Genomic DNA, 25,780 nt, shown 5'->3' with positions numbered 1-25,780 from the left:
GCGAACACGCGCGCGCCACAGGAGACAAGCCGCCTGCGCCGCCAGATATTCCGGCCGTAGGGTGGAGACATGAGCGAGTGGACGGCTTTCACGGATGACGACGCGGCACGGTGGATCGCCGTGCCCGCACCGGGCGACGACAAGTACTCGCGCGGGGTGCTGGGCGCGATCACGGGTTCGACGTCCTACCCGGGCGCCGCCGTGCTGAGCGTGCAGGCGGCGCACCGCACGGGCGTGGGGATGGTGCGCTACCTGGGGCCGCGGCATCCGAGCGAGTTGGTGCTGGCCCGGCGGCCCGAGGTCGTCACGGCCGACGGACGCGTGCAGGCCTGGGTGATCGGCTCGGGCATCGACGAGCGGGCGCTGAAGCCGAAGCGTCGGGCCCGCATCATCCGTGCTCTCGAATCGGGGGACCCCGCCGTGATCGATGCGGGCGTGCTCGGCCTCTTCGCCGACCATCGCGTGCACGCGGGCCCGGGCAGTGAACGCACGAAGACGATCCTCACGCCGCATTTCTCCGAACTCGTGGTGCTGCTCGGGCGCGCGGGCATCGACACCGATGTGGATGCCGTGAAGAACGCCCCGGGCGACTGGGCCGTGCGTGCCGCCGAGGTTTCGGGCTCGGTGGTGCTGCTGAAGGGCAACACGACGTACATCGCGGACCCGGACGGAACACGCCTCACGGTCTCGGGGGCGCCCTCCTGGCTCGCGACCGCCGGCTCGGGTGACGTGCTCGGCGGGGTGCTGGGCGCGCTCGTGGCCACGCACCGCGACGAGATCGACGCAGACGCGGCAGCGCTGGCCCCTCTGGCCGCCACGGGTGCCCTGCTGCACGCGCGGGCCGCCGAGCTGGCGTCGAGCGGGGGACCGATCGCGGCGCTCGACGTGGCCGACGCGGTCGGATCGGCGATAAAAAGTTGCTTGAATCCGGCCTCACACTAACGTTCAGGTAACCCATCGGCGTCGCCCGGATTCACGGGAACTTCTTCGGATGCCGCGTCATTCCGGGCTTCGGGCGCATAGCCTGTTCATAGAATGTTCCCAGTAGTAGCCGCGGTTCGCTTCCTACGGTTGGACCACATCTACCGCCACAGGGAGCAGATCACCATGAAGACCAGTACTCGACAGAACACCGCCGTAGCACTCGCCGGAATCGCCGTGATCGGGGGCCTCGCGGGGTGCTCCTCCGCCGGGGCCGACGCCGAGGGCACGGGCGGTGCGTCCGGCAGCGGCAGCACCAGCGCGAGCACGCCGGCCGCTGGCTCCACCTCCGAGTCGTCGTCGGGCGCCGCCGGTTCGGGTGCCGACGCCAGCGCGCTGAAAGACGGCACCTACACGGAAGACGGCTCCTACAACTCCCCGGGTGGAGAAGAGTCGATCACCGTGAAGCTGACCCTCGCGGGCGGCGTCATCGAAGACCTCGACGTCACGTCGAACGCCACCAACCCGAACTCTAAGAAGTATCAGGGTGAATTCGTCGACGGTATCAACGACGTCGTCGTGGGCAAATCGATCGACGACCTCAACGTGTCGAAGGTGGCCGGGTCGTCGCTCACGAGCGGCGGCTTCAACGACGCCATCGACAAGATCATCGCCGACGCCTCCTAGTGTCGGTCGAGGCCGTGGCACCGACATCCGCCCAGCGGGAGCCCGAGGCGTGGGTCTTCGACGCCATCGGCACGCGGTGGCAGATCGACACCGACCGTGAGGTGCCGTCGGCCCTGCGTCAGGCGATCGCCGCGCGCATCGATCAGTTCGACCGCGACTACTCGCGTTTTCGCGAGGACTCGCTCGTGACGCGGCTGGCGCGTTCGGCGGGCGCCTACCGGGTTCCCGCCGACGCGCAGCCGCTCATCGAGGTCTACGAGCGGCTCCACCGGGTCACCGCGGGGGCCGTGACGCCGTTCGTCGGGGACACGCTCGTGGCGTTGGGCTACGACGCGCAGTATTCGCTCGTGCCCGCGGCCGCCGCGGCCGCCGCCGTTGCCGCGGTTGCCCCGGCCGGGCAGGATGTCTCGGCGACCGTGCCGGGTCTGGCGGATGTCGTCGACGACGCATCCGAGTTGCGGGCCGGTTCCGTGGTGCACACCACGCGCCCCGTGACGGTCGACGTGGGTGCGGCCGGCAAGGGTTACCTCGTCGACCTCGTCGCGGCGCTGCTCGACGACGCCGGCTTCGACACGTTCACGGTGGATGCCTCTGGCGATCTGTTCCGACGGGGTACGCCCATCCGCGTGGCCCTCGAGCATCCGTACGACCCCTCGAAAGCGATCGGAGTCGTCGAACTCGGCGACGCCGCCCTGTGCGCTTCGGCCACCAACCGGCGGGCCTGGGGCAATGGGCTGCACCACGTGATCGACGGCCGAACGGGGCTCCCGACGCCGCAGGTCGCCGCCACCTGGGCCCTCGCCGCCGACGCCCGCACGGCCGACGGCGTGGCCACAGCACTCTTCTTCACCGACCCCACGTTGCTCCGCCAGGAGTTCGGCGCCGACGGGGTCCGCATCTTCTCGTCGGGTCGCCTCGAACGCACCCCCACTTTTCAGGGAGAGATCTTCGTATGAAACGACTGCTCGATGTGCGCTTGGGCCGCGTGGGCATGTACACCCTCGTGGTGGGCGTGCTGTTCGCCCTCCTCGCGGTCACGCTCATCTTCTCGGTGCTCTCGCCCGACCTCATATCGTTCGACCCGCTGGTGTTGCTCGGCAGCGCCGCGGCCGCCGTGCTCACGTGTCTCGTGGCCGGGCGCGTGTTCGGTCTGCTGTTCCGGGTGCGCCCGCAGGACGGCTCGGCCATCATCACGGGCCTCCTCCTCTTCTTCATCCTGCAGCCGTCGCTCGAGCCGGCGGGTCTCGGCGGCATCGTGCTGGCCGGCGCGGTCGCCACGGCGAGCAAATACGCGCTGGCGGTGCGGGGGCGTCACATCTTCAACCCCGCCGCGTTCGGTGCGTTCTTCGTCACGGTCACGGCCATCGACCCGTCGATCTGGTGGGTGGCCACCACACCGCTACTGCCGTTCGTGGCCGTCGGGGCGTTCCTCATCCTCTATCGCACGCGTCGGCTCGGCATCGGCGGATGGTTCATCCTCGTGTCCCTCGTCATCGTCACGGTCCGCCTGCTCCTCTTCGGCCAGGATGTCGGGGGTGCCGTCGGCACGGCCCTGGCGTCCTACCCGATCATCTTCATCGCCGGGTTCATGCTGTCCGAGCCGCTCACCCTGCCGCCGCGGCGCTGGCAGCAGTTCGTGGTGGCGACCATCGCGGCCGTGCTGTTCGCCATCCCGTTCAACCTGTTCGAAGTGCTGTACTCGTCGCCCGAGCTGGCGCTCCTCGTGGCCAACCTCGTGGCTTTCGCCTTCGGCCAGCGCCGCCGCATCCGCCTGAGTCTGGTAGGCCAGCGGCGCCCGACGCCCGGAACCGTCGAGCTCACGTTCCAGCCGAGTGCGCCCGTGCGTTACGTCGCCGGCCAATACCTCGAGGTGACCGTGCCGCACGGGCCCGCCGACAAGCGGGGCAACCGCCGCGTCTTCAGCCTGGTGTCGGCGCCCTCGGCCGCGCATCCGACCGATACGCCGGCACCCGTCGCGATCGCGTTCAGCCTGCCCGAGCCGGCGTCGTCGCTGAAACGCGCGCTCGTCGGCCTCGAGCCCGGCCAGCGCATCTCGGCCACGGGCGTGTGGGGCGACTTCCTGTTGCCCGCGGACCCGGCAACGCCCCTGCTGCTCGTCGCCGCGGGCATCGGTGTCACGCCGTTCGTCTCGCAACTGACCGATGCGCAGCGCCGCGGCGAGAACCGCGACGTCGTGCTCGTCTACGCGGTGTCGGATGTCGAAGCCCTCGCCTATCTGCCCGAACTCGAAGCGTCGGGGGCCCGCGTGTTCATCTCGGCTCCCGAGGCGCCCGACACGCTGCCGGCCGGATGGAAGTACATCGGCGCGGGGCGCATCGACGGCGACCGGTTGCGCGAGCACGTGCCCGACCTGACCGAGCGCACGACGCTGATCTCGGGCCCTCCCGGGCTTGTCGACGCGCTCAAGCCCGCCCTGCGACAGGCCGGTGTGCGCCGGGTTCACAGCGACTACTTCTCGGGGTATTGATCGGCGGCGGGGCGCGGCCGAACAATAGGATGAGGGCGATGTCTTCCGAACCGTCTTCGTCCGCCGCCGCGCCCCGCTCCGTGTCTGGATTCAGCTCCGGCGATGCCGCTGCCACGTCCGGATCCCGCGCTGCCGCTGCCGCGGCCTCCTTCCCGGCCGGCGGTCTGCTCTGGTCGGCCCCCGTCCTCTGGGCGGCCTTCGTCGTCGTCCACGTCGTGGTCTCGCTCGGCGTCGTCTACGCCCCCAACACACCGCTCAACGACGTCACGGGCGTCTACCTCGGCTGGATGCAGCAGGCGCTCGCCGGGGGACCGGTCGTCGGCATCGACGCCGTCTGGGTCTACCCGATCGCGGCGCTCGTGCCCATGGCGATCCCGCTCATCGGCGGCACGAGCGTGGTGGGCTACGGCTTCGCCTGGCTCGTCCTCGTGGCCGCTCTGGATGCCGTGGCGTTCGCGTTCCTCCTCGGCAGCGCCCAGCGTGGCACCCGCACGCGCGCCCGGTTCCTGGCCGCCTGGTGGTGGCTCGCATTCCTCCTGCTGTTCGGCGTCATCGGCGTGGCCCGGCTCGATGCGCTCACGGCATCCCTGTCGCTCATCGCCATGCTGATCGCCGTGAACCGCCCCGTCGTCGCGTCGGTGCTGCTCGCCGTGGCCACGTGGATCAAGATCTGGCCGGCCGCGATCCTGGCGGCGGCCTTCATCGTGCTGCGCAGCCGGTGGCGGGTGGCCGCTGCGGCCGCCGGCACCTCGGTCGTCATCGTCGCGGCGGCGCTCGTCGCGGGCTCGGGCCTCACGGTTTTCAGTTTCATCACCGAGCAGACGGGGCGCGGCATCCAGATCGAATCGCCCATCGCGGTGCCTTACCTGTGGGCCACCTCGTTCGGGGCGCCCGGTTTCACGACCTACTTCGACCGAGAAATCCTCACCTTCCAGCTGACCGGAACGGGCGCGGGCGTCGTTTCGACCCTCATGACGCCGCTGCTCGTGATCGCCCTCGCCGTCGTGGCCTGGTTCGGATGGCGCGCCACGCGGGCCGGCGCCGCGGCCGTGCGCCTCTTCCCCCAAGTGGCCCTGGCCCTCGTGCTGGTCTTCATCGTCTTCAACAAGGTGGGGTCGCCGCAGTACCTCTCCTGGCTCGTCGCGCCCGTCGCCGCGCTCATCGTCGTGGGCGGCCGACGCACGCCGCTGCTGGCCGGTCTCGCCCTCGTGGTCGCGGCCATGACGCAGATCATCTACCCCTACTACTACGACGCGCTCGTGCAGACCCAGGCCTGGATGGTGCTGCTCATCACCCTGCGGAACGCCGGCCTCGCCGTCATGCTCGTCATCGTCGCGCTCGAGATCTGGCGCGCGGGCTCCGAGGCCCGGGCCGCGGTCCCGCACGCATCCGCCTAACCATCCGAGGAGAAATCATGTTGGTCGCTTTCAGCGTCGCCCCATCCGGCGGCTCGAACGAGGATGCCTCGGTGCACGACGCCGTAGCCGCCGCCGTCAAGATCGTGCGCGAATCGGGTCTGCCGAACCACACCGACTCGATGTTCACGACGCTCGAGGGGGAGTGGGACGAGGTCTTCGACGTCATCCGCCGCGCCACCGAGGCCGTCGGCGCCTTCGGGCCGCGCGTTTCGCTAGTGTTGAAGGCCGACATCCGCCCCGGCCACACGGGCGAGCTCACGGGCAAGGTCGACCGCCTCGAGGGTGCCCTCGACCGCATCGCGGAGTAGCACACGCGGCGACCCGGCTCTGCGCGCACCCGGCGCCCGGCTGCGGGGATCGCCAGATAATCGAATCGATTCGATTCCCGGCGACAACGCGCCTAGACTGAGCGCATGCCTGCCGCCACCGACGGGTCGACACCGCTGTCGTCGACCCGCATTCGTCTTGCCCTGATCGCCCTCGCCATCGGGTCGTTCGGCATCGGCACGACCGAGTTCGTCGCCATGGGCCTGCTGCCCGACATCGCGCGCGACCTGCTGCCCGCGCTGTTCGCCGATTCGGCCGAGCACGCCAACGCGCAGGCGGGATGGCTCATCAGCGCCTATGCCCTCGGCGTCGTCGTGGGCGCGCCCACCATCGCGGCTTTCGTCGCCCGCTACCCCCGGCGCTACGTGCTCGTCATCCTGGGCGCGGCTTTCACGGTCGCAACGGTCGCGACCTCCCTCGCGCCCACGTTCGAGACGGTACTCATCTCGCGTTTCGTCGCCGGCATCCCGCACGGCGCCTACTTCGGCATCGCCTCGCTCGTCGCGGCCAGGCTCATGGGTCCCGGCCGGCGCGCCCGCGGCGTGGCCCTCGTCATGTCGGGCCTCACGATCGCCAACATGATCGGCGTGCCGCTCGCGACGTTCGTGGGCCAGTCGTTCGGCTGGCGCTCGGCCTACTTCCTCGTCGCCATCGTCTTCGCCCTCGCCACCGCGGCCGTGTGGTTCGCGGTTCCGCAGCAGCCGGGCGACGCCGGCCAGACCATGCGCAAGGAGCTCAAGGCGTTCACGCGCGCCCAGGTGTGGTTCGCCCTCCTCATCGGCTCGATCGGGTTCGGCGGTTTCTTCGCCGTCTACAGCTACATCGCGCCCATCGTCACCGATGTCACGGGCGAGAGCGCTGGCCTCGTGCCCTGGGTGCTCTTCGCCATCGGCCTCGGCATGACCATCGGCAACTTCGTGGGCGGCCACATCGCCGACAAGAGCGTCAAACTCTCACTCTTCACGTTCTTCCCGCTCATGCTCGTGGTGCTCGTCGGGCTCGCCCTCACGGCCGCCTGGTTGCCGGCCCTGTTCTTCTTCGTGTTCGCGACCGGTTTCGCGGCGCAGGGCATCGGCCCGACCATCCAGACCCGCTTGATGGATGTCGCGGGCGACAGCCAATCCATCGCCGCCGCCCTGAACCACTCCGCCCTGAACATCGGCAACGCCCTCGGAGCCTTCCTCGGCGGCGTCACCATCGCGGCCGGAGCCGGCTACCTCTCACCCGTCTGGGTGGGCGCCGTTCTGACCGTCGCGGGCATCGCCCTCGCCGTGCTGAGCTACGCCACCGAGAGTCGCAGCGCCGCACACCGCAGCGCCGCGTCACAGGGCTCGCAGCCGCTCGATCAGAACGCAGAACGGGCGGATGCCGCAGCGTCCACCCGTTCATAAGCTCGCCCCCGATGGGCCGCAGCGCCGCTAGTCGACGATGATGCCGTCGAGGATGGCCCGTTTGCGCAACGCCACCTTGGTGCCGACGTCGTGGCCCGACAGGCGGTATTTCTCGCGGATGCGCTTGAGGTAGCTCTTGGCCGTCTCTTCGGAGATGCTGAGCTCGAACGCGACCGTCTTGACGGGCTCACCCGCGGCGTAGAGGGCCATGACGCGTCGCTCCTGCGCGCTGAGCTTCGGGGCGCCCGATGGGGTGGCGTTGAGCGCCAGGTCGAGTTCGGCCGAGATGTAGGACTCGCCCCGGTTGGCGGCGCGGATCGCCTCGGCGATCATGGACGCATCTTCGCTCTTGACGAGGTAGCCGACGGCGCCGGCGGCCAGCGCCTCGCGCACGACGGCGGGGTCGGAGTAGGTGCTCATGAGCACGGTCTTCACGCCGGCCGCCTTGAGCGTCGACAGCTTGAGCGATACGGGGATGTTGTCTTTGAGGTCGAGGTCGAGCAGGACGACGTCGACGGGGAACTCTTTCGAGGTCAGGAGTTCGGGCCAGGTGGGCACGGCGACGACCATGTCGATGTCGTCGGCGGCGCTGCGCACCCATTCGGTGAGGGCTCCGAGGAGCATCCTGTGATCGTCGACGATAGCCAGTCGGATGTTGCTCAGGGTGTTCGGCATCGGTTCTCCTGTCAGTGACGGCTCGGTGTTCGAGCGGCAGGGCTCTCGACCGTGCACTCAATTTCTACCGTAATTCCGAGCGGTCGTGCGGTATCGACATAGCTTCCCACACGCGCGAACCCCAGCCAGGTGCCGGGCTCGACGGCCGCACGACGCACACCCTCGACCACGATGACGAGCGGGAAGCGCTGCGTGGGGGTGTCGACGGGCGGCAGCGGCATGGCCGGAAAGCGCAATTCGACCGACGGAACCTGCCGCGGGTTGGCGCTGATGAGCAGCCACAGCGCGCTCAGTAGGCCGTCGCGCTGGCGCTGGTCGAGCGTGGCGGCGAGCCCCTGCGGGTCGACGACCTCGATCGAGTCGCCCAGGAACTCGGATTCGGCGATGGCGTGCACGAGCCAGCTCGTGCTGCGGTTCTGCACGAGGTGCTGCCGCAGCTCGGTGGCCAGCTCCTGGGCCCGGGAGGCCCGCGCCGGCGTCAGGGGCAGCGGCTCGCGACCGGACGAAACATCGGCGAACAGCTCCTCGACCTCGCGGTCGAGCGCGGCGAGTTCTTCGGTCTCGAGCATGCTGACACCGAAGGCGGGTGCCGCGACGGTCGATTGGATGAGCACGCGGTCGAGGGCCATGCGCACCATGCGCCGGTAGGAGGCGACCACGGCGCAGCCGACGAACGCGGGGCCGACCGTGAGGATGAGCGTGAGCAGCTGCGGTGCGATGGTGGCGGGGGAGGGACGCTGCTCCGAGAAGAAGACGGCTATGAGCGCGAGGCCGAGCAGACCGGTGACCACGGCGACCTCCCGCGCCGGGCGCAGCGTGACGGCGGCCAAGAGTGCACCGCCAACGGCAACGGCCGCCGAGGGGTAGAGCCGGGCCCCGCTGAGGCCCCAGATGGCCGTGAGGTCGAGCGCCACGGTGGCGCCGAGCGCCGCGAGCAGCAGGATGAAGACGGGCAGGTCGAGCAGATAGCCGCGGCGTCGCACGATGAGCGCGATGACCGTCACCGATACCGCGAAGACGGCCCACGCGGCCACGTTGAGGGGCAGGCGCGGGTAGTCGCCGATGTGGGTGAGGAACCGCCAGAGGCCGTTCGCCACGATGAACGCGCCGGCCACGGCGAGGCCGCTGCCGAGTTGCGAGGTTCCGAGATTCGATCGCACGCGTTCGGTGCGGCGGCCGGCCCGGGGGTTGGTGTCGAGGGGAACGCTCATCGTTTGGTCACCTCCAGCACGACGGTGGTGCCGGCCCCGCGCGCCGAGAAGACGCGCACGGTGCCGCCGATGTCGTCGAGGCGGGCGATGACGGATTCGCGAAACCCGAGTCGGCCGCCGGGAATCTCGTCGGGGTCGAAACCCACCCCGGCGTCGGTGACGACGGCGCGGGCCGCGGTCTCGTCGTCGCTCAGCGTGACGTGGGCCCGGTTCACCTGGGCGTGCCGACGCACGTTCTCGAGGCATTCCGAGAGCGCGAGCACGAAGGCCTCGAGGTGTTCGGGTGGCAGGTCGATCTCGGCGGCGCCGTGCCAGTCGATCTCGAGGCCGCGGCCATCGAGTCGCGAGCGCAGCCCGGCGAGAGACGCGCCGACGGGCACCTCGGCCGTCGTGGTGAGCGAATAATCGCCGGATGCCTCGGGCTGCGGTGTCTCGCCGAGCCGCAGTCGCCGCAGCAGTTCTCCGTCGGACTGCGCTTGCCGGCGCAGGGCCTCGCCGTTCACGCCCACGCCCGAGTGGGCGAGCATCGTGAGGGTGGCGAGTGCGGTGTCGTGCAGCAGCCGGGCGTCGCGCAATCGGCGCGCCTCGGTCTCGCTCGCCCGGCGCTCGATGTTGTAGGCGCGGCCGATGCGGCCGATGCGACGCATGACGCGCGGGAAACTGGCGCCCAGCCATCCACCGAACGTGGCGGCGACGCCCCACCCCGTGATGATGAGCGCGACACCGCCCGACAGGTTGGCCGGCGTGCCCGCGAGGAGCGCCAGGTAGAGCGCGATCGTCAACGCGAAGGCCAGCGCCCCCAGCAGGATCTCGCGCCAGCTGACGACGAGCACGGCCGCGATGCCGCCGATGCCGAGCGCCGCGATGAGGCCCATGGCCGACGAGCTGCCCACGTTCCAGGCGCCGTTCATGAGCACGCCGATGACGAGCAGTGAGACGAAGCCGAGCGAGACGACGGCGACGATGAGGATGTCTCGGGGCCGCCACGCGGCCAGGGCGTGCGCGGCCGCGAGGAGGACGAGGGGGATCGATGCGAGGGGTGCCTGTCCCGGGGCGAGGACGCCCGGGATCCACAGGATGACGAGGCTCACGACCGTGCCGATGAGCCCGAATGCGGCGGCACTGAGGGCCAACAGGCGGCCCATCTGATAGGAGAAGCGGTCCTGTTCCCGCCGGGAGAGCCGGGCCTCGGCCGCGCCGAAGGACGTCCGGGGGAGGGTGCCCGCCGGGCCCCTGCCGGTGGCGACTCGGGGCGCGCGTGGCATACGAGGAATCCTATCCGGCGCGGGTGACGCGGCGGGTGCGGGGTGCGTCAGGCGGCGAGCAACCGCGCCAGGTGCCGCGCCACGGCCTCGTGTTCGATGAGGAACCCGTCGTGGCCGAACGAGGACGACAGCACGGTCGCGTCGTCGTCGATGGACGAACGGATGCCGCGGGCGATGCGGCTCTGCCCCTCGACCGGGAACAACCGGTCGGAGTCGATGCCGATGACCACGGTGCGGGCCGTGACGCGTTCGAGCGCAGCATCCACCCCGCCGCGCCCGCGGCCCACGTCGTGCGAATTCATGGCCTCGACGAGCACGAGATAGCTGTTGGCGTCGAAGCGCCTCGTGAACTTGTTGCCGTGAAAGTCGAGGTAGGACTCGACGGCCCAACGCCCGTTGTCTCCGAGCGGCGAGATCTCGGACTGCCACGACCGCCCGAACCGCTCGTTGAGCTCTTCGGGGCTGCGGTAGTTGAGCAGCGCCATGCGGCGGGCCAGCGCGAGCCCCCGGTGCGGCCCCTGCCCGACGGCGGCGTCGTAGTAGTCGCCGCCCGCCCACTGCGGGTCGATGCGGATGGCCTCGAGCTGCAACGAGTTCAACGCCACCTGGTCGGATGTCGTCACGGGGGGCGCCGACAACAGCCCGAGCCGCGCGACCCGCTCGGGGTGTGCGACGGCCCACTCGAGCGCGTGCATGCCGCCCATCGAGCCGCCGATGACGGCGTAGAAGCGATCGATGCCGAGCGCGTCGGCGAAGAGCGTCTGCGCGGCGACCTGGTCGCGAATGGTCGTGAAGGGGAACCGGGCACCCCACTCGGTGCCGTCGGGGGAGAACGATGACGGGCCGGTCGAGCCCTGGCATCCGCCCAGCATGTTGGGGGCGACCACGAAGTAGCGGTCGGTATCGATGGCGAGGCCCGGCCCGACGATGCCGTTCCACCAGCCGCCCGTCTTGTGCCCGGGGCCGCCCTGGCCGACGACGTGGCTGTCGCCCGTGAGCGCGTGCAAGATGAGGATGGCGTTGTCGCGCTCGGGTGTGAGCGTGCCCCAGCTCTCGTAGGCCAGGCGCACATGCGGCAGATGCCCGCCCGATTCGAAGTCGAGGGGACCGAGCTCTGAGAAGCGGCGGTCGCCCGGCCGGTCGCCGTCGCGCCACGCGCCCGAGGCCGGCGGCTTGCCCAGCACGGTGCGCGCCTCGGCCTCGGTGACGAAGCGCGACGGAACGGTGTCCGCGGAAGTCTGCCAGTCCATGTGTTCAATTCTGTCGGTACGACGCCGCCCCGGTGTCCATGTTACGGACGCCGGGGCGGCGGGGGAGGTGGCGCTATGCCTGCGAGCGAACCTCTCGGTTGCTACACGCGCGCGGCGTCGGCCACGCGCTTGGCGGCGGCGAGCGCCTGCGTGAGGTCGGCCTTCAGGTCGTCGATGTTCTCGAGTCCGACCGACAGGCGCACGAGGCCGGGGGTGACACCCGTCGTGAGCTGCTGTTCGGGCGTGAGCTGCGAGTGGGTGGTCGACGCGGGGTGGATCACGAGCGAGCGCACGTCACCGATGTTGGCGAGGTGCGAGAAGAGGGTGAGGCTGTTGACGAGTTCGCGCCCGGCATCCACCCCGCCCTTCAGCTCGAAGCTGAGCACGGCACCGACACCCTTGGGGGCGTACCGGTTGGCCGCCGCATACCAGGGGCTCGAGGGCAGGCCCGAGTAGTTGACGCTCGCGATGTCGGGGTGCTGGTCGAGCCACTCGGCGATCTCTTGCGCGTTCTGCACGTGACGCTCGATGCGCAGCGACAGCGTCTCGATGCCCTGGATGAGCAGCCACGCGCTGTTGGGCGAGATGGCGGCGCCGAGGTCGCGCAGCAGCTGCACGCGCGCCTTGATGATGTAGGCCAGGGAGTCGCCGACGGCGGTCGTGTAGCTGGCGCCGTGATAGGACGGGTCGGGCTCGGTGAGGCCGGGGAACTTCTCGACGTTCTTCGACCACTCGAACGTGCCGCCGTCGATGATGATGCCGCCGATGGTCGTGCCGTGTCCGCCGAGGAACTTGGTCGCCGAGTGCACCACGATGTCGGCACCGTGCTCGAAGGGGCGGATGAGGTAGGGCGTGGCGATGGTGCTGTCGACGATGAGCGGCAGTCCGGCGTCGTGCGCGACATCCGCGACGAGACGGATGTCGAGCACGTTGATCTTGGGGTTGCCGATGGTCTCGGCGAACAGCAGCTTGGTGTTGGGGCGGATGGCGCGCGCCCACTCCTCGGAGTCGTCCTGGTTCTCGACGAACGTCGTCTCGATGCCGAGCTTCTGCAGCGTGTACTTGAACAGGTTGTAGGTGCCGCCGTAGATCGACGACGACGACACGATGTGGTCGCCCGCCTGCGCGATGTTGAGCACGGCGATGGTGGTGGCCGACTGGCCGCTGGCCACGAGCAGGGCGCCCGTGCCACCCTCGAGGGCCGCGAGACGCTGCTCGACGACATCCTGAGTGGGGTTCTGGATGCGCGTGTAGATGTTGCCGAATTCGGACAGCGCGAACAGGTTCTGCGCGTGCTCGGCGTTGTCGAACACGTAGCTCGTGGTCTGGTAGATCGGGGCGGCCCTGGCCTTCGTGACCGGGTCGGGCTGCGCACCCGTGTGGATCTGCTTGGTCTCGAATTTCCAGTCGGGGTTGTTCAGGTCGGTCATGAGATCTCCCGGGTCGTGGTGCGGATGATGCGAGCGGATGTTCGTGCGGATGTCTGGGGTCCTGCGGCGATGCGGTGCAGTGCCGACGCGACGGTGCGTGGCCGACGACGTGTGCGGTGCCTCGCTTCGAGACTAGGAGTGCGGCCGGGCGCGGGCAAATGGCCCGCAACGTGGCGCAATGTGGCGAAACGTGGCGGGCGGCCACGCGGCGCACCGGCGTGCCGCGGCGATACGCTGGGGGAATGACGACGACCAGACGTGCAGTGGTGACGGGTGCGAGTTCAGGCATTGGGGCGGCGACCGTGCGGTTGTTCCGCGAGCGCGGCTGGGAGGTCGTCGGGGTGGCCCGCCGGGCCGATCGGCTCGAGGCGCTCTCCGCCGAGACGGGCTGCGACTGGGTGGTGGCCGATCTCACCGAGCAGGCGGATGTCGATGCCCTCGCCGCGCGCGTGGCCGAGATCGGCGACATCCACGTTCTCGTCAACAATGCGGGCGGGGCTTTCGGGCTCGATTCGGTCGAGGAGGGCGACGTCGACGACTGGGCGCGCATGTACAACATCAATGTGCTCGGCACCAAGCGGGTCATCTCGGCGCTGCTGCCGGCCCTGCGCCGCGGAATCCCCGAGGGTGGCTCGGCATCCATCGTGGGTGTGACATCGATCGCGGGTCATGTGGCCTATGCGGGCGGCGGCGGCTACAACGCGGCCAAGTTCGCCGAGCGCGCGCTGTTCGAGGTGCTGCGGCTCGAGCTGAACGGCGAGCCCCTCCGCGTCATCGAGGTGGCACCCGGCATGGTGCACACCGAAGAGTTCTCGCTCGTGCGTTTCGGCGGAGACCAGGCCAAGGCCGACGCCGTTTACTCCGAGGTGCCCGACCCGCTGTACGCCGACGACATCGCCGAGACCATCGTGCACGCCGTCGAGCTGCCGCCGTTCGTCAACCTCGACCTCATCACGGTGAAGCCCGTGGCCCAGGCAGCGCCCTACAAGGTGTCCAAGGGTGCGCTGCGGGTGCGCAACACCGACGAGGGCTGACCGGGGCGTTCAGGCGACGGGCGACGTGGCGGATGCCGCATCCGCCACGACCTCGTCGCTGAACGCCAGCTTCGGCACGAAGAAGAGCAGCACGGCGGCCACCAATGCGCCGCCGCCGCACACCGACCACACGACGAGGTAGCCGCCGAGGCTCGACGCCGTCGATGTGACCGCGCCCGCCGCGCCCGCGAACAGCACGATGCCGAACGTGGCCGACGCGAACGACCCGCCGATGGTCTTGGTCGTATTCGTCAGGGCCGACGCCACCCCGGTCTGCCCGCGCGGTGCCGCCGCCGCGGCCGCAGCGGGCATCGCACCGACGAGCGCCCCCGAGCCGAGACCCGCGATGGCCATATTGGTGAACACCTGCCACGTCTCGAGGTGGAACGGCAGGAACAACAGGTATCCGCCCGCCACCAGGAACGTGGCGACGATGAGCGCGATGCGCGGGCTCGTGCGTTTCGACACGAGCGGGAACAGCAGCGCGCCGACGATCATCGACAACAGATAGGCGCCGATCAGGATGGATCGCTGCGACGCGCTCAGCCCGAGCCCGTAGCCGTTGACGGGGTCGGTGCCCGCATAGGTGCTGAGCGGTGCCTGCGCCCCCAGCAGGCTGATGCCCACGAGGCCCGCCGTCAGCTGCACGGGCCACATGGTCGGCTGCCGCAGCACGCGCAGGTCGATGGCCGGATCCTTCTGCCGCAACTCCCACCGGCCGAACGGCACGATCGCCGCCACGCCGACCAGGATGATGGCCCACACCCACCACGTCTCGGGCCCGTTCAGCCGCAGGAACGTGAGCCCCGAGGTCACGAGCAGCAGCGACAGCGAGAGCAGCACGAAGCCCACGACGTCGAGCGTGCGCCCGGGCAGGGGTTCCGATTCGGGCACCTTGAACAGGATCACGAAGAACACGGCCGTGACGGCCACGGCCGGCACCATGAGCGCGAGCGTGACGTTCTCGCTGAGCGCCGCGAAGATGCTGCCCGCGCCGAGCGCGCCGAGGATGGCCCCCGCCTCGAGCGCCACGACGAGCAGTCCGGCGGCGCGGCGCGTGTCGGATGCCGCCTGGCCGCTCGTCCGCCCGCGCTCGAAGATGAGGGCGATCTCGAGCGGCAGCCACACCACGTAGAACCCCTGCAGCGCCCAGGCCGCGAGGAACGACCAGAAGTCGTTGGCGAAGCACAGCCACCACGTCGCTCCCGCCGTGAGCACGGTCGCGATGAGCAGCATCCGTTTGTGGCCCATCATGTCGCCGAGTTTGGCGAGCACGGGCACGACGAGCGCCGACAACAGCAGCTGAGCGGCCTCGAACCAGTTGAAGTCGGCGTCGACGATGCCGAGGTGCGCCACCAGGTCGCTGATGAGCGGCACGTAGTAGCCCTGCAGGATGCCGCTCGTCAGCTCGACGAAGAAGAACCATCCGATGAGGGATGCGCTGACCCCCACCATCGACCGTGGCAGGCGTGAGGGGCGGGCGGGCGGCGTCGTCATTGTCGGATGCTACAACCGGCGGTCAAAACGCCGCTAGCTTAAGAAGATGACGAACGATGTGACTCCTCCGGCCGCCGAGAACACCCCCGAGCGCGAAGTCCTCACGTGGGACGACTTCGGAGACGCCACGCGCACGCTCGCGCACGACGTCCTCTCCTCGGGTTTCACGCCCGACATCGTCGTCGCCATCGCGCGCGGCGGACTGCTTCTCGGCGGATCGATCGCCTACGCCCTCGGCGTGAAGAGCTGCGGCGCCCTCAACGTCGAGTTCTACACGGGCGTCGACGAGCGTCTGCCCGAACCCGTCGTCATCCCGCCCATGCTCGACGGCGGTTCGCTGCGCGACAAGAACATCCTGCTCGTCGACGACGTCTCGGATTCGGGCCGCACGCTCGCCCTCGTGCGCGAGCTCGTGGGAGCCTCGGGCGCCCGCGTCAAAACCGTCACCCTCTACACGAAGCCCGGCACCGTGCTCGTGCCCGACTACTACTGGAAGAGCACGTCGCAGTGGATCACGTTCCCCTGGTCGGCGCTCCCTCCCGTCGAGGTGGGCGACCCCCGGGCTCGCTAAGCTGACGGGATGAGTATTCACCTCGTGGGCGGGCCGATGCCGGCCGACACAGAACCGGCCATCTACGGGGCGTTCATCGCCGAAGCCGCAGAACGGGCCGTGCACGGCGAGCGCCTCATCCCGCGCATCGCCGTCGTCATCGTGCACGACGGCAACGGCACCGACGACGCGGCCGCGTGGCGTCGCACGCTCGAGCGTTCGGGCGCCTGCGAACCCGTCGTCGCTCTCGTGCGCGAGGGCGGAACGCTCGACCAGACGGCCCTCGTCGACATCGACGGGCTCATCGTCGCGGGCGGCCTCACGCCCGCCTACGCCGTCGCCCTCGAACCCGTCACGGGTGAGATCCGCCGCCAGGTGGCGGACGGGCTGCCCTACCTCGGCTACTCGGCCGGTGCCGCGCTCGCCGCCGACCGCGCCCTCATCGGCGGCTGGCAGATCGGCGGGGTGCCCGTGTGCCCCGAAGAAGCCTCAGAAGAACTCGACGATGTCACCATCCAGCAGGGCATCGGGCTCATCGACGTCACCGTCGACGTGCACGCCGCGCAGTGGGGCACGGTGGCGCGCGCCATCGCTGCCACCGAGGCGGGGCTCGTCGAGGGCGTGCTGGCGATCGACGAGGCCACGGCGCTCGTCGTGGGCGAAGGCCCCCTGCGCGTCGTCGGCCCCGGCAGCGTCTGGCAGATCTCCGGCAGCGAGAACGGCGTGCGCGTCGTCACGCTCGCCGAGGGCTGATCCACCGCTCCCGCATGAGACATTCGCTCGCCGAACTGGCCGCCGACGGGTCGATGGATGCCGCGTGGGCGACAGCGCTCGAACCCGTCGAGGACGACATCCACCGCCTGGGCGACTTCCTGCGGCAGGAGACGGCCGAGGGGCGCGGATACCTGCCGGCGGGCGAGAACGTGCTGCGGGCCTTTCGGGCGCCGCTTCGCGACGTGCGGGTGCTGATCGTGGGGCAAGACCCCTACCCGACGCCCGGGCATCCCATCGGTCTGTCGTTCGCGGTAGAGAAACATGTGCGACCCGTGCCACGCAGCCTGCAGAACATCTATCGCGAGCTGGCGGATGATCTGGGTGTCACGCCGCCCGAACACGGCGACCTGAGCGCGTGGACCGACAACGGCGTGATGCTGCTGAACCGCGTGCTGACGGTGCGACCGGGGGAGGCGGCATCCCACCGCGGGAAGGGTTGGGAGGCCGTGACCGACCATGCCATCCGCACGCTCGTGGCGCGCGACCAGCCGCTCGTCGCGATTCTGTGGGGCAAGGATGCTCAGGGGCTCAAGCCTTTACTCGGCGACACCCCCGTGATCGAGAGCGCGCACCCGAGCCCCCTGTCGGCCAGGCGAGGATTCTTCGGGTCGAAACCGTTCTCGCGCGTCAACGAGGTGTTGGCCGGGCGCGGCGCGAAACCGGTCGACTGGACGCTTTACACTTGAGCCGTGCTCGAAGAGGAATACCAGCCCCGACGCCGGCTCCCGCCCCACCTGCGGAAGAAGCCCAGCGAAGAACCGCCGTTCGACTATGAGATCCGCGACGCGCGGCTCGAAGACATGCCCGACGTGCGCGAGATCTACAACCACTACGTCGCCAACAGCGTCGTCACGTTCGACGAAGACGCCATGACGCTGAAGGAGTGGAAGACCAAATTCGAGCGCCTGAATAAGGCCGGTATGCCGTTCATCGTGGCCGTCTCGCCGAGCGAACAGATCCTCGGCTATGCACTCGTAGCGCCGTGGAAAGAGAAGCGCGCCTACCGCTACACGGTCGAGAACTCGATCTACCTGCGCGCGGCGTCCACGGGTAAGGGGCTCGGGCGCGTGCTGCTCGCCGAGCTCATCGAACGGTCGAAGGCGGCGGGGCTCAAAGAGATGTTGGCCGTGATCGCCGACAAGGGCGCCGAGTCATCCATCGCCCTGCACGAGAAGTTCGGGTTCGTCGAGATCGGGCGCATGGGGCGCGTGGGCTTCAAGTTCGAGCGCTGGCTCGGCACCGTGCTCATGCAGAAGTCGCTCAAGTAGCCGCCTGACGCCTGACGCCAGGATGCCGAGCGCCCGGGTGCAGGAGCCCCCGGGTGCGCGTGCTCAGCGACCCGAGACGCGCCCGGCGACGTCGAGCACGAGCCCGCGGGGGAGGACGCCCGCACCCACAGCCTGGACCTTGTTGCGCAGCCCCGACACGACACTCGCGGGCGTGCGCGCACGATCGAGCGCCCGGAAGGTCGTCTGGATGACCTGATCGACCGTCTCGCGCGGCCCGAACGACTGATCGTCGTTGCCCGCCACGGCGAAGAACTCGGTCTCGGTCGGGCCGGGGGAGAGCGCCAGAACCTTCACGCCCGTCTCCTTGAGCTCGAACGCGAGCGCCTCGGTGAACGACAACACGAAAGCCTTCGTGGCCGCATAGATCGCGAAATCGGGCACGGGGGCGTGGCCGGCGACGCTCGACACCGTGAGAAGCACGCCCGTGCCGGGTTTCGTGGCCGCGTGCGCCGTGAGATGCGGCAGCAGCGCGTGCGTGAGCTTGACGAGCGCCGTGATGTTCAGGTCGATCTGGCCGGTGGCATCCTTCGACGACGAGCGCAAGAAGGGCCCCGCCACGCCATACCCCGCATTGTTCACGAGACTGGCGATGCGGATGCCGCGCTCCTCAAGCCCCGCCACCACCTCGTCCACGCCGCCCGGGGCCGCGAGGTCGGCCGCGATCACGGTGGATGTCGTGCCGTACCGTTCGCCGAGCTCATCGGCCAGCGCCTGCAGCTTGTCCCGGCGGCGCGCCACGAGCACGAGGTCGGCGCCGCGGCGGGCGAACTCGGCGGCGAAACCGCGCCCCAGACCGCTCGAAGCGCCCGTGATCAGAACAGTGGTACCCATGGGGTCGAAGACGTAAGCCATGGGGCGAGAGTAGCGCGCCAGGCCGGACGCGCGCGGCGAGTAGGCTCGGAACGTGTACGAGATTCACGATCTGGGAGCCGTCGAACTCTGGGTGTCGCTGCAGCGCGGCGAGCTCGGCCCCGTCGAGGTCACCCGCCACTTCCTCGAGCGCATCGAGGCCATCGAGCCTCAGGTGGGCGCCTTCCTGCAGGTCGACGCCGACGCCGCCCTCGAGCGGGCCCGCTTCGTCGAGAAGGAGGTGCCGCAGACGTCGCCGCTCTGGGGCATCCCGCTGGCCGACAAAGACCTCGTGCAGCGCGCCGGCACGGTCACCACCTTCGGCTCGAAGGCCTTCGAGGGCGTGGTGTCGCAGGCCTCCGACGAGATCGTGCGCGTGCTCGACGACGCCGGTTCGATCAGCCTGGGCAAGACGAACACACCCGAGTTCGGCCTGTTCGGCTACACCGAGAACGCGCTCGCCGAGCCGACGCGCAACCCCTACGACCTCGAGACCAACGCGGGCGGATCGTCGGGCGGCGCGGCTGCGGCCGTGGCCGCGCGCATGCTGCCGTTCGCCCCCGCGAGCGACGGTGGCGGCTCCATCCGCATCCCCGCCGCCGCGACAGGGCTCGTCGGCATCAAACCGTCGCGCGGCCTCGTGCCGTCGGGCTCGGGCATCGATTCGCTGGCCGGTCTGGCCGTCAAGGGCCCCATCGCCCGCAGCGTGCGCGACGCCGCCATGCTGCTCGACGCCATGATCGGCCGCGAGAACGGGCGCATCCCGCATCCCTTCGCCCTGCGCGCGCCCGACGACGACGACGGCGATCTGCTCGGTGTCGCGATCCGGGGGAAGGGCCGCTTCAACATCGGGCTGCTCACGAACACGCCGTGGGATGACGCCTACGACATCGTCGTCGCGCCAGAGGCCCGTGCCGCCGTCGCTCAGGCCGTCGAGTTGCTGGCCACGTTCGGACACGGCATCGAGGAGGTCACGCTCGACCACGGCAACGTCTACCCGGATGCCTTCCGCACCGTGTGGCGCGTCTCGGCCGCCACGCTGCCCGTCGACGGCGACCGCATCGACCTGCTCGAGCCCATCACGCAGGAGTTGCTGCGCGCTGGCCGGCAGATCGGGGCCCGCGAGCTGTCGCACGTGCTGTCGGTGCTCGGCCGCTTCGAGCGCAGCGTCATCCGCCAGTTCGACCGCTTCGACGCCGTGCTGAGTCCCAGCCTCGCGCTCACGCCGCGGCCGAACGGATGGCACGACCAGACAGACCCGGCCCGCAACTTCGAGCAGCAGGTGCTCTACGCCCCGCACACCTCATTCGTGAATGCTTCGGGCCTGCCCGCCATCACACTGCCCGTCGCGGTGACGGATGACGGCCAACCCATGGGCGTGCAGCTCATCGGTCGCCCCGGTGGCGAGGCCGCGCTCATCTCGATCGGCACGCAGCTCGAGCGCAAGCTCCGCTGGCAGAACCGGATGCCGGCGCTCGCCGCGTCGCGCTGAGCTAGGTCAGGCGTCAGGCGCCAGGCGTCAGGCGGCAGGCGTCAGGCGTCCAGCGTCGGCACGGCGCTCAGCAGGCGGCGCGTATAGGGATGCTCGGGCCGCCCGAGCACGCGCGCGGTCGGCCCCTGCTCCACGATCTCGCCCTCGGTCATGACGGCCACGCGGTTGCTGAGGTGCTGGATCACGCCGATGTCGTGCGACACGATGACGAGCGTGAGCCCGAGCGAGGCGCGCAGTTCGGCGAGCAGGTCGAGGATGCGGGCCCGCACGGTGACGTCGAGCGCCGACAGCGGTTCGTCGCCGACGAGCAGGCGCGGCCCGTGCACGATGGCGCGGGCGAGGGCGATGCGCTGACGCTGCCCGCCCGAGAACTCGTGCGGGTACCTCGAGGCCGCTTCGGCGTCGAGCCCGACGGCCTCGAGCACCTCGACCACGCGCCGGCGATGACCGCCCTCGCTGTGGATGCCGAGGCCCGTGAGCGGTTCGGCGACGATGCGCCCGACCGTCATGCGCGGGTCGAGCGATGCATAGGGGTCTTGGAAGATGATGCCGGTCTCGCGGCGCAACCAGCGCAGTTTCGCCGCCGGACCGGGTTCGACGACGCGGCCGTCGAAGGTCACGGTTCCGCTGCTGGGGGCATCGAGTGCGAGGAGCAGGCGCACGAGCGTCGACTTGCCCGAGCCGGACTCCCCGATGACGGCGAGCGTGTCGCCCTCGTAGACGTCGAGGTCGACGGGTTTCAGGGCATCGGTCACGCGCCCCGGCTGGAAGAGGTTCTCCCGCGGCGACACGAACCGACGCGACAGTCCGCGCGCGCTCAGCAGCGGGGTGCGGATCGGCGTGTCCGTCTCGCGATCGAGGGCGTCGGGGCCGGTCGCAGCGTCGTCGCGGCTCACAGCGCTCCCTCGTCTTTCGCTCGGTCGTCGTGGTTGTTGTTGTTGTTGTGGTTGTTGTTGTTGTTGTTGTCGTCGTCGTGATCCGTTGCGGCCCCCGCCGTCCACGTCGTCGCCCGCGCCGCCTCGAGCAGCGCACGCGTCACCGGGGATGCCGGGTCGTGCAGCAGCGTCTCGATCGAGGCCTCCTCGACCACCCGCCCGTCGGCCAGGACGGCGGCGCGGTCGACCGTGCGCTGCAGCACCGCCAGGTCGTGCGTGATGAACAGCAACGACATGCCGCGCTCCCGCTGGATGCGCGCGAAGAGGTCGAGGATCTCGGCCTGGATGGTCACGTCGAGCGCCGTGGTCGGCTCGTCGGCGATGAGCACCTCGGGGTCGGCGGCCAGGGCGATGGCGATGGCGACGCGCTGTCGCTGTCCGCCCGAGAGCTGGTGCGGGTAGCGGTCGACGATGCGGTCGGGTTCCGGCAGGCGCACGAGGGTGGCGAGCTCGATGGCGCGCCGCCGGGCGTCGCGCTTCGAGGCATCCGTGTGTCGTCGGATGGGTGTCATGATCTGGCGGCCGACCGTGCGGATGGGGTTGAGGGCCGTGCGCGGTTCCTGGAAGACGATGCCGAGGCGGCGGCCGCGGATGCGCGCGAGCTCGCGTTCGGAGAGGCCGACGATCTCGGTGTCACCCAGGCGGATGCTGCCCGACACGCGTGCCCCCTCGGGCAAGAGCCCCAGCAGCGCGAGCGCCGTGAGCGACTTGCCCGAACCGGATTCGCCGATCAGACCGAAGCGTTCGCCGTCGCCGACGCGGAACGACACGTCGTCGACCACGACGCGGCCACCCACCTCGATGGTGAGGTTCGAGACGGTCAGGCTCATCGGGCTCCTCCCTGGCGCACGCGCGGGTCGGTGGCGTCGCGCAGCCCGTCGCCCAGCAGGTTGAAGCCCAGCACGGTGAGCGTGATGACGAGCCCCGGCCACAGCACGGCGAGCGGGTGCACGCCGATGTAGGGCTGCAGTTCGGCGAGCAGGCGGCCCCAGCTGGGTGTCGATGCGGGCGCGCCGTAGCCGAGGTAGGAGAGCCCGGCCTCGGCGAGCACGGCCAGCGCCATCGACCACGACAGCTGCACGATGAAGACGGGCGCGATATTGGGCAACAGGTGCCGAGTGAGCACGCGTCCACGACCGAGACCGGATGCCGTCGCCGCCAGCACGTATTCGCTGCGGGCGATGCGCCGGATCTCGCCGCGCGAGACCCGGGCGATATTCACGCCGAAGCTCACGCCGACGGCCACGATGACGACGCCGAGCGATCCGCCGAAGACGCTCGCGAGCATGAGGGCCACGAGGATGGTCGGAAAAGCGATGAGGATGTCGATGAGCACGGCGATGCCTTCGCGCACCCAGCGCGCCGTCAGCGATCCGAGAGCCGCCAGCGCCACACCGACGACGGCCGCGATGAGCGCCGAGCCCGCGGCCACCTGCACGGTCGTGCGGCTGCCCGCGAGGAGCACGCTGAAGATGTCGCGCCCTACGTTGTCGGTGCCCATGAGGTGCGTGAGCGAGGGCCCGAACCACTGGTCGTACGGGTTCGCGGCTCCCGGATCGTAGGGCGTGTAGACGAGCGAGACGCCCGCGGCCACGACGAGCACGACGATGGCGACGACGCCGTAGAGCCCCGACGGTGTCGCGAGCAGGGCCCGCCACCAGGTGCGCCGACGGGGTGACGTGCCGGCGGCCGCGGCTCGCCGCGCGAGCTGTCGCACGCGGCGCGGATCGGGCGTGGGGGCTCCGGTCTGGATGGTGGTCATGCGGTCTCCCGCTGTCGGGGGTCGAGCAGCCGGTGCACGATGTCGACGAGCGTGCCGATGACGAGCACGATGGCCGTCAGCGCGAGCAGTTCGCCCTGCACCTTGGTGAGGTCGCGATTGCCCACGTCGGCCACGAGCATGCGCCCGATGCCCGGCAGGCTGAAGAGCTGTTCGATGATGATGGCGCCCACGATGAGGCCCGCGACCTGCAGGCCGAGCACCGAGACCACCGAGAGCGCCACGTTGGGCATGCCCTGCGTGATGAGGGCCCTGGTGCGCGTCATCCCCGTCGCCGCGGCCGTGCGCACGTAGTCCTCGCCGCTCGCCTCGACGGCGGCCGAACGGATGAAACGCAGCAGGACGGCCCCCTCGATGATGCCGATCGTGAGGGACGGCAGCACGAGGGATTGGATGGCGCGCCCGGGCTCCTGCCATCCATCGAGGGGGAAGCCCTGCGGGGGCAGCCAGCCGAGCCACACCGCGAAGATCGCGATGAGGACGAGCCCGGCCCAGACGGCGGGCACGGCGGCGAGACCCTGCGACACGAAGCTCACGACCGTGCCCGAGACCCGGCGGCGGCGGACGGCCGCGAGGATGCCGAGGGGAACGCTGAACAGCAGTGCGACGACGAGCGAGAAAACGGCGAGCGGCACGGTGACCTGCGCCTTCTCGGCCAGCTCGTCGGCAACCGACGACGACGTGATGAGCGATGAACCCAGGTCGCCCCGCAGAAGCCCGCCGAGCCAGTCGCCGTATTGCACCAGGATGGGGCGGTCGAGCCCGAGAGACAGCCGGATCGCGGCCACCTGCTCGGGCGTCGACTGCGTTCCCGCGATCACCTGAGCGACATCACCCGGCAGAATGCGCAGGGTGAAGAAGATCAGGGCGCTGGCCACCAGGAGCCCGACGACGAGGAGCAGCAGCCTCGTCAGGACGAAGCGGATCACTCCTGGACGGCTAGTTCGCCGAGGTCGAGTCGCGTCGAGGTCGAGTCGGTCGGGAACCCGGTGACACCCGTGCGCACGGCCGTGAGGGTCACGGCGTTGTAGAGCCAGTCGGCGCCGGCCTGCTCGCTGACGATGCGGGCCGCCTCCTTCAGCTTGGCGGCCGCGGTCTCGGCGTCGGCCGCGGCGACCGACTCCTGGTAGAGGCGCTGCACGTCGGCGTTGTCGAAGCCGAAGTAGTAGTCGGGGTCGGCCCAGTTGCCGAAGTCGCGCGATTCGGCGTGGTCGACGTAGCTCAGCTGGAAGTCCTTGTTGGTGTAGACGTCGTTCAACCACGTTGCGAACTCGACGCTCTTCACGTTCAGGGTGATGCCGACCTTCTCGAGCTCGGAGACGAGCAGCGTGGCAACGCTCGTGCCGTAGAACGACGGGATGGTGAGGTCGAGCGTGAGGTTCGACTGGCCGGCGGCGGCGAGCAGTTCCTTGGCCTTGGCGGGGTCGTAGGGTGCAACATCCGTCAGGTCTTCGTAGCCCGGGTCGAGCTCGGGGATGGGCCCGCCCTGTTCGACGGCCGCACCGCCGACGGCCTTGACGACGGCGGCGTGGTCGATGGCCATGCGGATGGCTTGGCGCACGCGCACGTCGTTCAGCGGGGCGACCTTGTTGTTGAAGGCCAGCGTGTATTTGTCGGTGGTCTTGCCGCGCGCGATCTCGATGTCGGCGTTGCCGTCGAACTGTGTGGCGAGGTTGGCGTCGACGGCCGTCTGCACGTCGAGGTCGCCGGCCAGCATGGCGTTGATGCCCGCGTTGGCGTCGGTGATGTAGCGGAACACGACGCTTTTCACCCGGGCCTTCTCGCCCCAGTAGTCGTCGTTGCGCTCGAGCGTCAGGCTGTCGCCCTGCTTCCAGCTCTTCAGCGTGTAGGGGCCCGTGCCGACGGCGGTCGTGGACAGGTCGTTGGTGGCGGCCTGGTCGAGCACCAGGCCCGCGCGGCCCGCGAGGTTCCACAGCAGGTTCGAGTCGGGGGCCGAGAGTGCGAGCGTCACGGTGTCGTCGTCGGTGGCCGTGACCGACGTCACGTTGGCCAGGTCGGTGTGCCCCTGCATCCCCTCGTCGTCCTTGACCTCGGAGATCGACCAGACGACGTCCTCGGCCGTGACCTCGTCGCCGTTCTGGAACGTGACGCCCTCGTTGAGGTCGAACGTGTAGGTGAGGCCGTCTTGAGAGACCTCGTGGGACTTCGCGATGGTGTCGACGATCTCGCCCGAGGCGGTGCGCGAGACGAGACCCTCGTAGACGTTGTCGATGAGCACCTGGTCGAGCGCGATGCCGTCTGTGGTGCGGATGTCGAGGTCGGTCGGTTCGAGCACCAGGCCCACGTTCACCGTGGCGTCGGCGTCGGGGCTGCCGGACTCGGACGAGCCTCCGCCCGGTGTGCAGGCGGTGAGGACGAGGGCTGCGGCGGCGACGGTGCCGGCTGCGGCGAGGATTCGGGGGGAACGCATGTCGATCCTTTCGGGATGCTTCTGCAGTGCAAGTGTCGGTCATCCCGCCCGCCGGCCGGGGCCCTCAGGGGGGCGGCGGCAGAGAG

At 69.9% G+C, this 25,780-nt stretch carries 25 protein-coding genes; 13 read left to right on the top strand and 12 right to left on the bottom strand.

Going from position 1 to position 25,780, the window contains the following annotated elements; genetic code table 11:
- Nucleotides 1-69 precede the first annotated feature (69 nt).
- The 7 genes from ACZ6IE_RS09880 (at nt 70) to ACZ6IE_RS09850 (ending at nt 7,232) form a co-directional block, all read left to right on the top strand.
- Nucleotides 70-942, top strand: a complete 873-nt coding sequence (locus ACZ6IE_RS09880) for an ADP-dependent NAD(P)H-hydrate dehydratase (RefSeq protein ID WP_464607803.1) — start codon at nt 70-72, stop codon at nt 940-942.
- A 165-nt stretch (nt 943-1,107) separates the two neighbouring features.
- Nucleotides 1,108-1,608 (top strand): FMN-binding protein, encoded by a 501-nt coding sequence (locus ACZ6IE_RS09875; protein ID WP_464607802.1) that lies wholly within the window; start codon nt 1,108-1,110, stop codon nt 1,606-1,608.
- 14 nt (nt 1,609-1,622) lie between these two features.
- Nucleotides 1,623-2,564 (top strand): FAD:protein FMN transferase, encoded by a 942-nt coding sequence (locus tag ACZ6IE_RS09870; RefSeq protein WP_464607801.1) that lies wholly within the window; start codon nt 1,623-1,625, stop codon nt 2,562-2,564.
- Nucleotides 2,561-4,096, top strand: coding sequence for an FAD-dependent oxidoreductase (locus ACZ6IE_RS09865; protein WP_464607800.1), 1,536 nt, complete (start codon nt 2,561-2,563; stop codon nt 4,094-4,096). The genes ACZ6IE_RS09870 and ACZ6IE_RS09865 overlap by 4 nt, the downstream gene beginning before the upstream one ends.
- 38 nt (nt 4,097-4,134) lie before the next feature.
- Complete coding sequence (locus ACZ6IE_RS09860) at nt 4,135-5,493, top strand: glycosyltransferase 87 family protein (protein WP_464607799.1); 1,359 nt, start codon at nt 4,135-4,137, stop codon at nt 5,491-5,493.
- Nucleotides 5,494-5,510: 17 nt separating this feature from the next.
- The gene (locus tag ACZ6IE_RS09855; RefSeq protein ID WP_464607798.1) at nt 5,511-5,822 is read left to right on the top strand and encodes a thiamine-binding protein; all 312 of its coding nucleotides are present in this window, start codon (nt 5,511-5,513) and stop codon (nt 5,820-5,822) included.
- Between the two features lie 105 nt (nt 5,823-5,927).
- Complete coding sequence (locus ACZ6IE_RS09850) at nt 5,928-7,232, top strand: MFS transporter (RefSeq protein ID WP_464607797.1); 1,305 nt, start codon at nt 5,928-5,930, stop codon at nt 7,230-7,232.
- A 27-nt stretch (nt 7,233-7,259) separates the two neighbouring features.
- On the opposite strand, the gene ACZ6IE_RS09845 is transcribed toward ACZ6IE_RS09850, so the two are convergent.
- The 5 genes from ACZ6IE_RS09845 to ACZ6IE_RS09825 form a co-directional block, all read right to left on the bottom strand.
- Nucleotides 7,260-7,907 (bottom strand): response regulator, encoded by a 648-nt coding sequence (locus ACZ6IE_RS09845; protein ID WP_464607796.1) that lies wholly within the window; start codon nt 7,905-7,907, stop codon nt 7,260-7,262.
- Between the two features lie 11 nt (nt 7,908-7,918).
- Complete coding sequence (locus ACZ6IE_RS09840; protein WP_464607795.1) at nt 7,919-9,118, bottom strand: hypothetical protein; 1,200 nt, start codon at nt 9,116-9,118, stop codon at nt 7,919-7,921.
- Nucleotides 9,115-10,383 carry a sensor histidine kinase gene (locus tag ACZ6IE_RS09835; RefSeq protein WP_464607794.1) on the bottom strand — a complete coding sequence of 423 codons (1,269 nt, stop codon included), beginning with the start codon at nt 10,381-10,383 and terminating at the stop codon, nt 9,115-9,117. Before ACZ6IE_RS09835 ends, ACZ6IE_RS09840 begins: the two co-directional genes overlap by 4 nt.
- A gap of 47 nt (nt 10,384-10,430) precedes the next feature.
- The gene (gene metX / locus ACZ6IE_RS09830; protein WP_464607793.1) at nt 10,431-11,633 is read right to left on the bottom strand and encodes a homoserine O-acetyltransferase MetX; all 1,203 of its coding nucleotides are present in this window, start codon (nt 11,631-11,633) and stop codon (nt 10,431-10,433) included.
- Nucleotides 11,634-11,734: 101 nt separating this feature from the next.
- On the bottom strand, nt 11,735-13,063 hold the full coding sequence (locus tag ACZ6IE_RS09825; RefSeq protein WP_464607792.1) for a bifunctional o-acetylhomoserine/o-acetylserine sulfhydrylase: 1,329 nt from the start codon (nt 13,061-13,063) through the stop codon (nt 11,735-11,737).
- A gap of 242 nt (nt 13,064-13,305) precedes the next feature.
- Here ACZ6IE_RS09825 and ACZ6IE_RS09820 point away from each other — a divergent pair, with 242 nt between their 5' ends.
- Complete coding sequence (locus ACZ6IE_RS09820) at nt 13,306-14,097, top strand: SDR family oxidoreductase (protein WP_464607791.1); 792 nt, start codon at nt 13,306-13,308, stop codon at nt 14,095-14,097.
- A gap of 9 nt (nt 14,098-14,106) precedes the next feature.
- Here the strand turns inward: ACZ6IE_RS09820 and ACZ6IE_RS09815 are convergent, their stop codons facing one another.
- The gene (locus ACZ6IE_RS09815; RefSeq protein WP_464607790.1) at nt 14,107-15,594 is read right to left on the bottom strand and encodes an MFS transporter; all 1,488 of its coding nucleotides are present in this window, start codon (nt 15,592-15,594) and stop codon (nt 14,107-14,109) included.
- A 46-nt stretch (nt 15,595-15,640) separates the two neighbouring features.
- Between ACZ6IE_RS09815 and ACZ6IE_RS09810 the strand changes: the two genes are divergently transcribed.
- Genes ACZ6IE_RS09810 through ACZ6IE_RS09795 form a run of 4 tightly spaced genes read left to right on the top strand, consistent with a single transcriptional unit; the run spans nt 15,641 to nt 18,186 of the window.
- Nucleotides 15,641-16,165, top strand: coding sequence for a phosphoribosyltransferase (locus tag ACZ6IE_RS09810; RefSeq protein ID WP_464607789.1), 525 nt, complete (start codon nt 15,641-15,643; stop codon nt 16,163-16,165).
- A 9-nt stretch (nt 16,166-16,174) separates the two neighbouring features.
- The gene (locus ACZ6IE_RS09805) at nt 16,175-16,897 is read left to right on the top strand and encodes a type 1 glutamine amidotransferase family protein (protein ID WP_464607788.1); all 723 of its coding nucleotides are present in this window, start codon (nt 16,175-16,177) and stop codon (nt 16,895-16,897) included.
- 14 nt (nt 16,898-16,911) lie between these two features.
- Entirely contained in the window at nt 16,912-17,604 is a 693-nt protein-coding gene (locus ACZ6IE_RS09800) for a uracil-DNA glycosylase (RefSeq protein ID WP_464607787.1), read from the top strand.
- A gap of 3 nt (nt 17,605-17,607) precedes the next feature.
- On the top strand, nt 17,608-18,186 hold the full coding sequence (locus ACZ6IE_RS09795) for an N-acetyltransferase family protein (RefSeq protein WP_464607786.1): 579 nt from the start codon (nt 17,608-17,610) through the stop codon (nt 18,184-18,186).
- Nucleotides 18,187-18,249: 63 nt separating this feature from the next.
- Here the strand turns inward: ACZ6IE_RS09795 and ACZ6IE_RS09790 are convergent, their stop codons facing one another.
- A complete protein-coding gene (locus tag ACZ6IE_RS09790) occupies nt 18,250-19,059 on the bottom strand; it encodes an SDR family NAD(P)-dependent oxidoreductase (RefSeq protein ID WP_464607785.1) in 810 nt (269 codons plus the stop codon).
- 52 nt (nt 19,060-19,111) lie between these two features.
- Here ACZ6IE_RS09790 and ACZ6IE_RS09785 point away from each other — a divergent pair, with 52 nt between their 5' ends.
- Nucleotides 19,112-20,548, top strand: coding sequence for an amidase (locus ACZ6IE_RS09785; protein ID WP_464607784.1), 1,437 nt, complete (start codon nt 19,112-19,114; stop codon nt 20,546-20,548).
- Nucleotides 20,549-20,589: 41 nt separating this feature from the next.
- Here ACZ6IE_RS09785 and ACZ6IE_RS09780 read toward each other — a convergent pair whose 3' ends face one another.
- The 5 genes from ACZ6IE_RS09780 to ACZ6IE_RS09760 are packed head-to-tail and all read right to left on the bottom strand — an operon-like array spanning nt 20,590 to nt 25,694.
- On the bottom strand, nt 20,590-21,384 hold the full coding sequence (locus ACZ6IE_RS09780) for an ATP-binding cassette domain-containing protein (protein ID WP_464608623.1): 795 nt from the start codon (nt 21,382-21,384) through the stop codon (nt 20,590-20,592).
- Between the two features lie 56 nt (nt 21,385-21,440).
- Nucleotides 21,441-22,313, bottom strand: coding sequence for an ABC transporter ATP-binding protein (locus ACZ6IE_RS09775; RefSeq protein WP_464607783.1), 873 nt, complete (start codon nt 22,311-22,313; stop codon nt 21,441-21,443).
- Nucleotides 22,310-23,245, bottom strand: coding sequence for an ABC transporter permease (locus tag ACZ6IE_RS09770; RefSeq protein WP_464607782.1), 936 nt, complete (start codon nt 23,243-23,245; stop codon nt 22,310-22,312). The genes ACZ6IE_RS09775 and ACZ6IE_RS09770 overlap by 4 nt, the downstream gene beginning before the upstream one ends.
- Nucleotides 23,242-24,192, bottom strand: a complete 951-nt coding sequence (locus ACZ6IE_RS09765) for an ABC transporter permease (RefSeq protein ID WP_464607781.1) — start codon at nt 24,190-24,192, stop codon at nt 23,242-23,244. Before ACZ6IE_RS09765 ends, ACZ6IE_RS09770 begins: the two co-directional genes overlap by 4 nt.
- Entirely contained in the window at nt 24,189-25,694 is a 1,506-nt protein-coding gene (locus ACZ6IE_RS09760; RefSeq protein ID WP_464607780.1) for an ABC transporter substrate-binding protein, read from the bottom strand. The genes ACZ6IE_RS09765 and ACZ6IE_RS09760 overlap by 4 nt, the downstream gene beginning before the upstream one ends.
- Nucleotides 25,695-25,780: the final 86 nt, after the last annotated feature.

Source organism: Okibacterium sp. AC114 (assembly GCF_979253355.1).
Note: the sequence above shows the minus strand (reverse complement) of the source record. Positions and strands in the feature narration are given on the sequence as shown.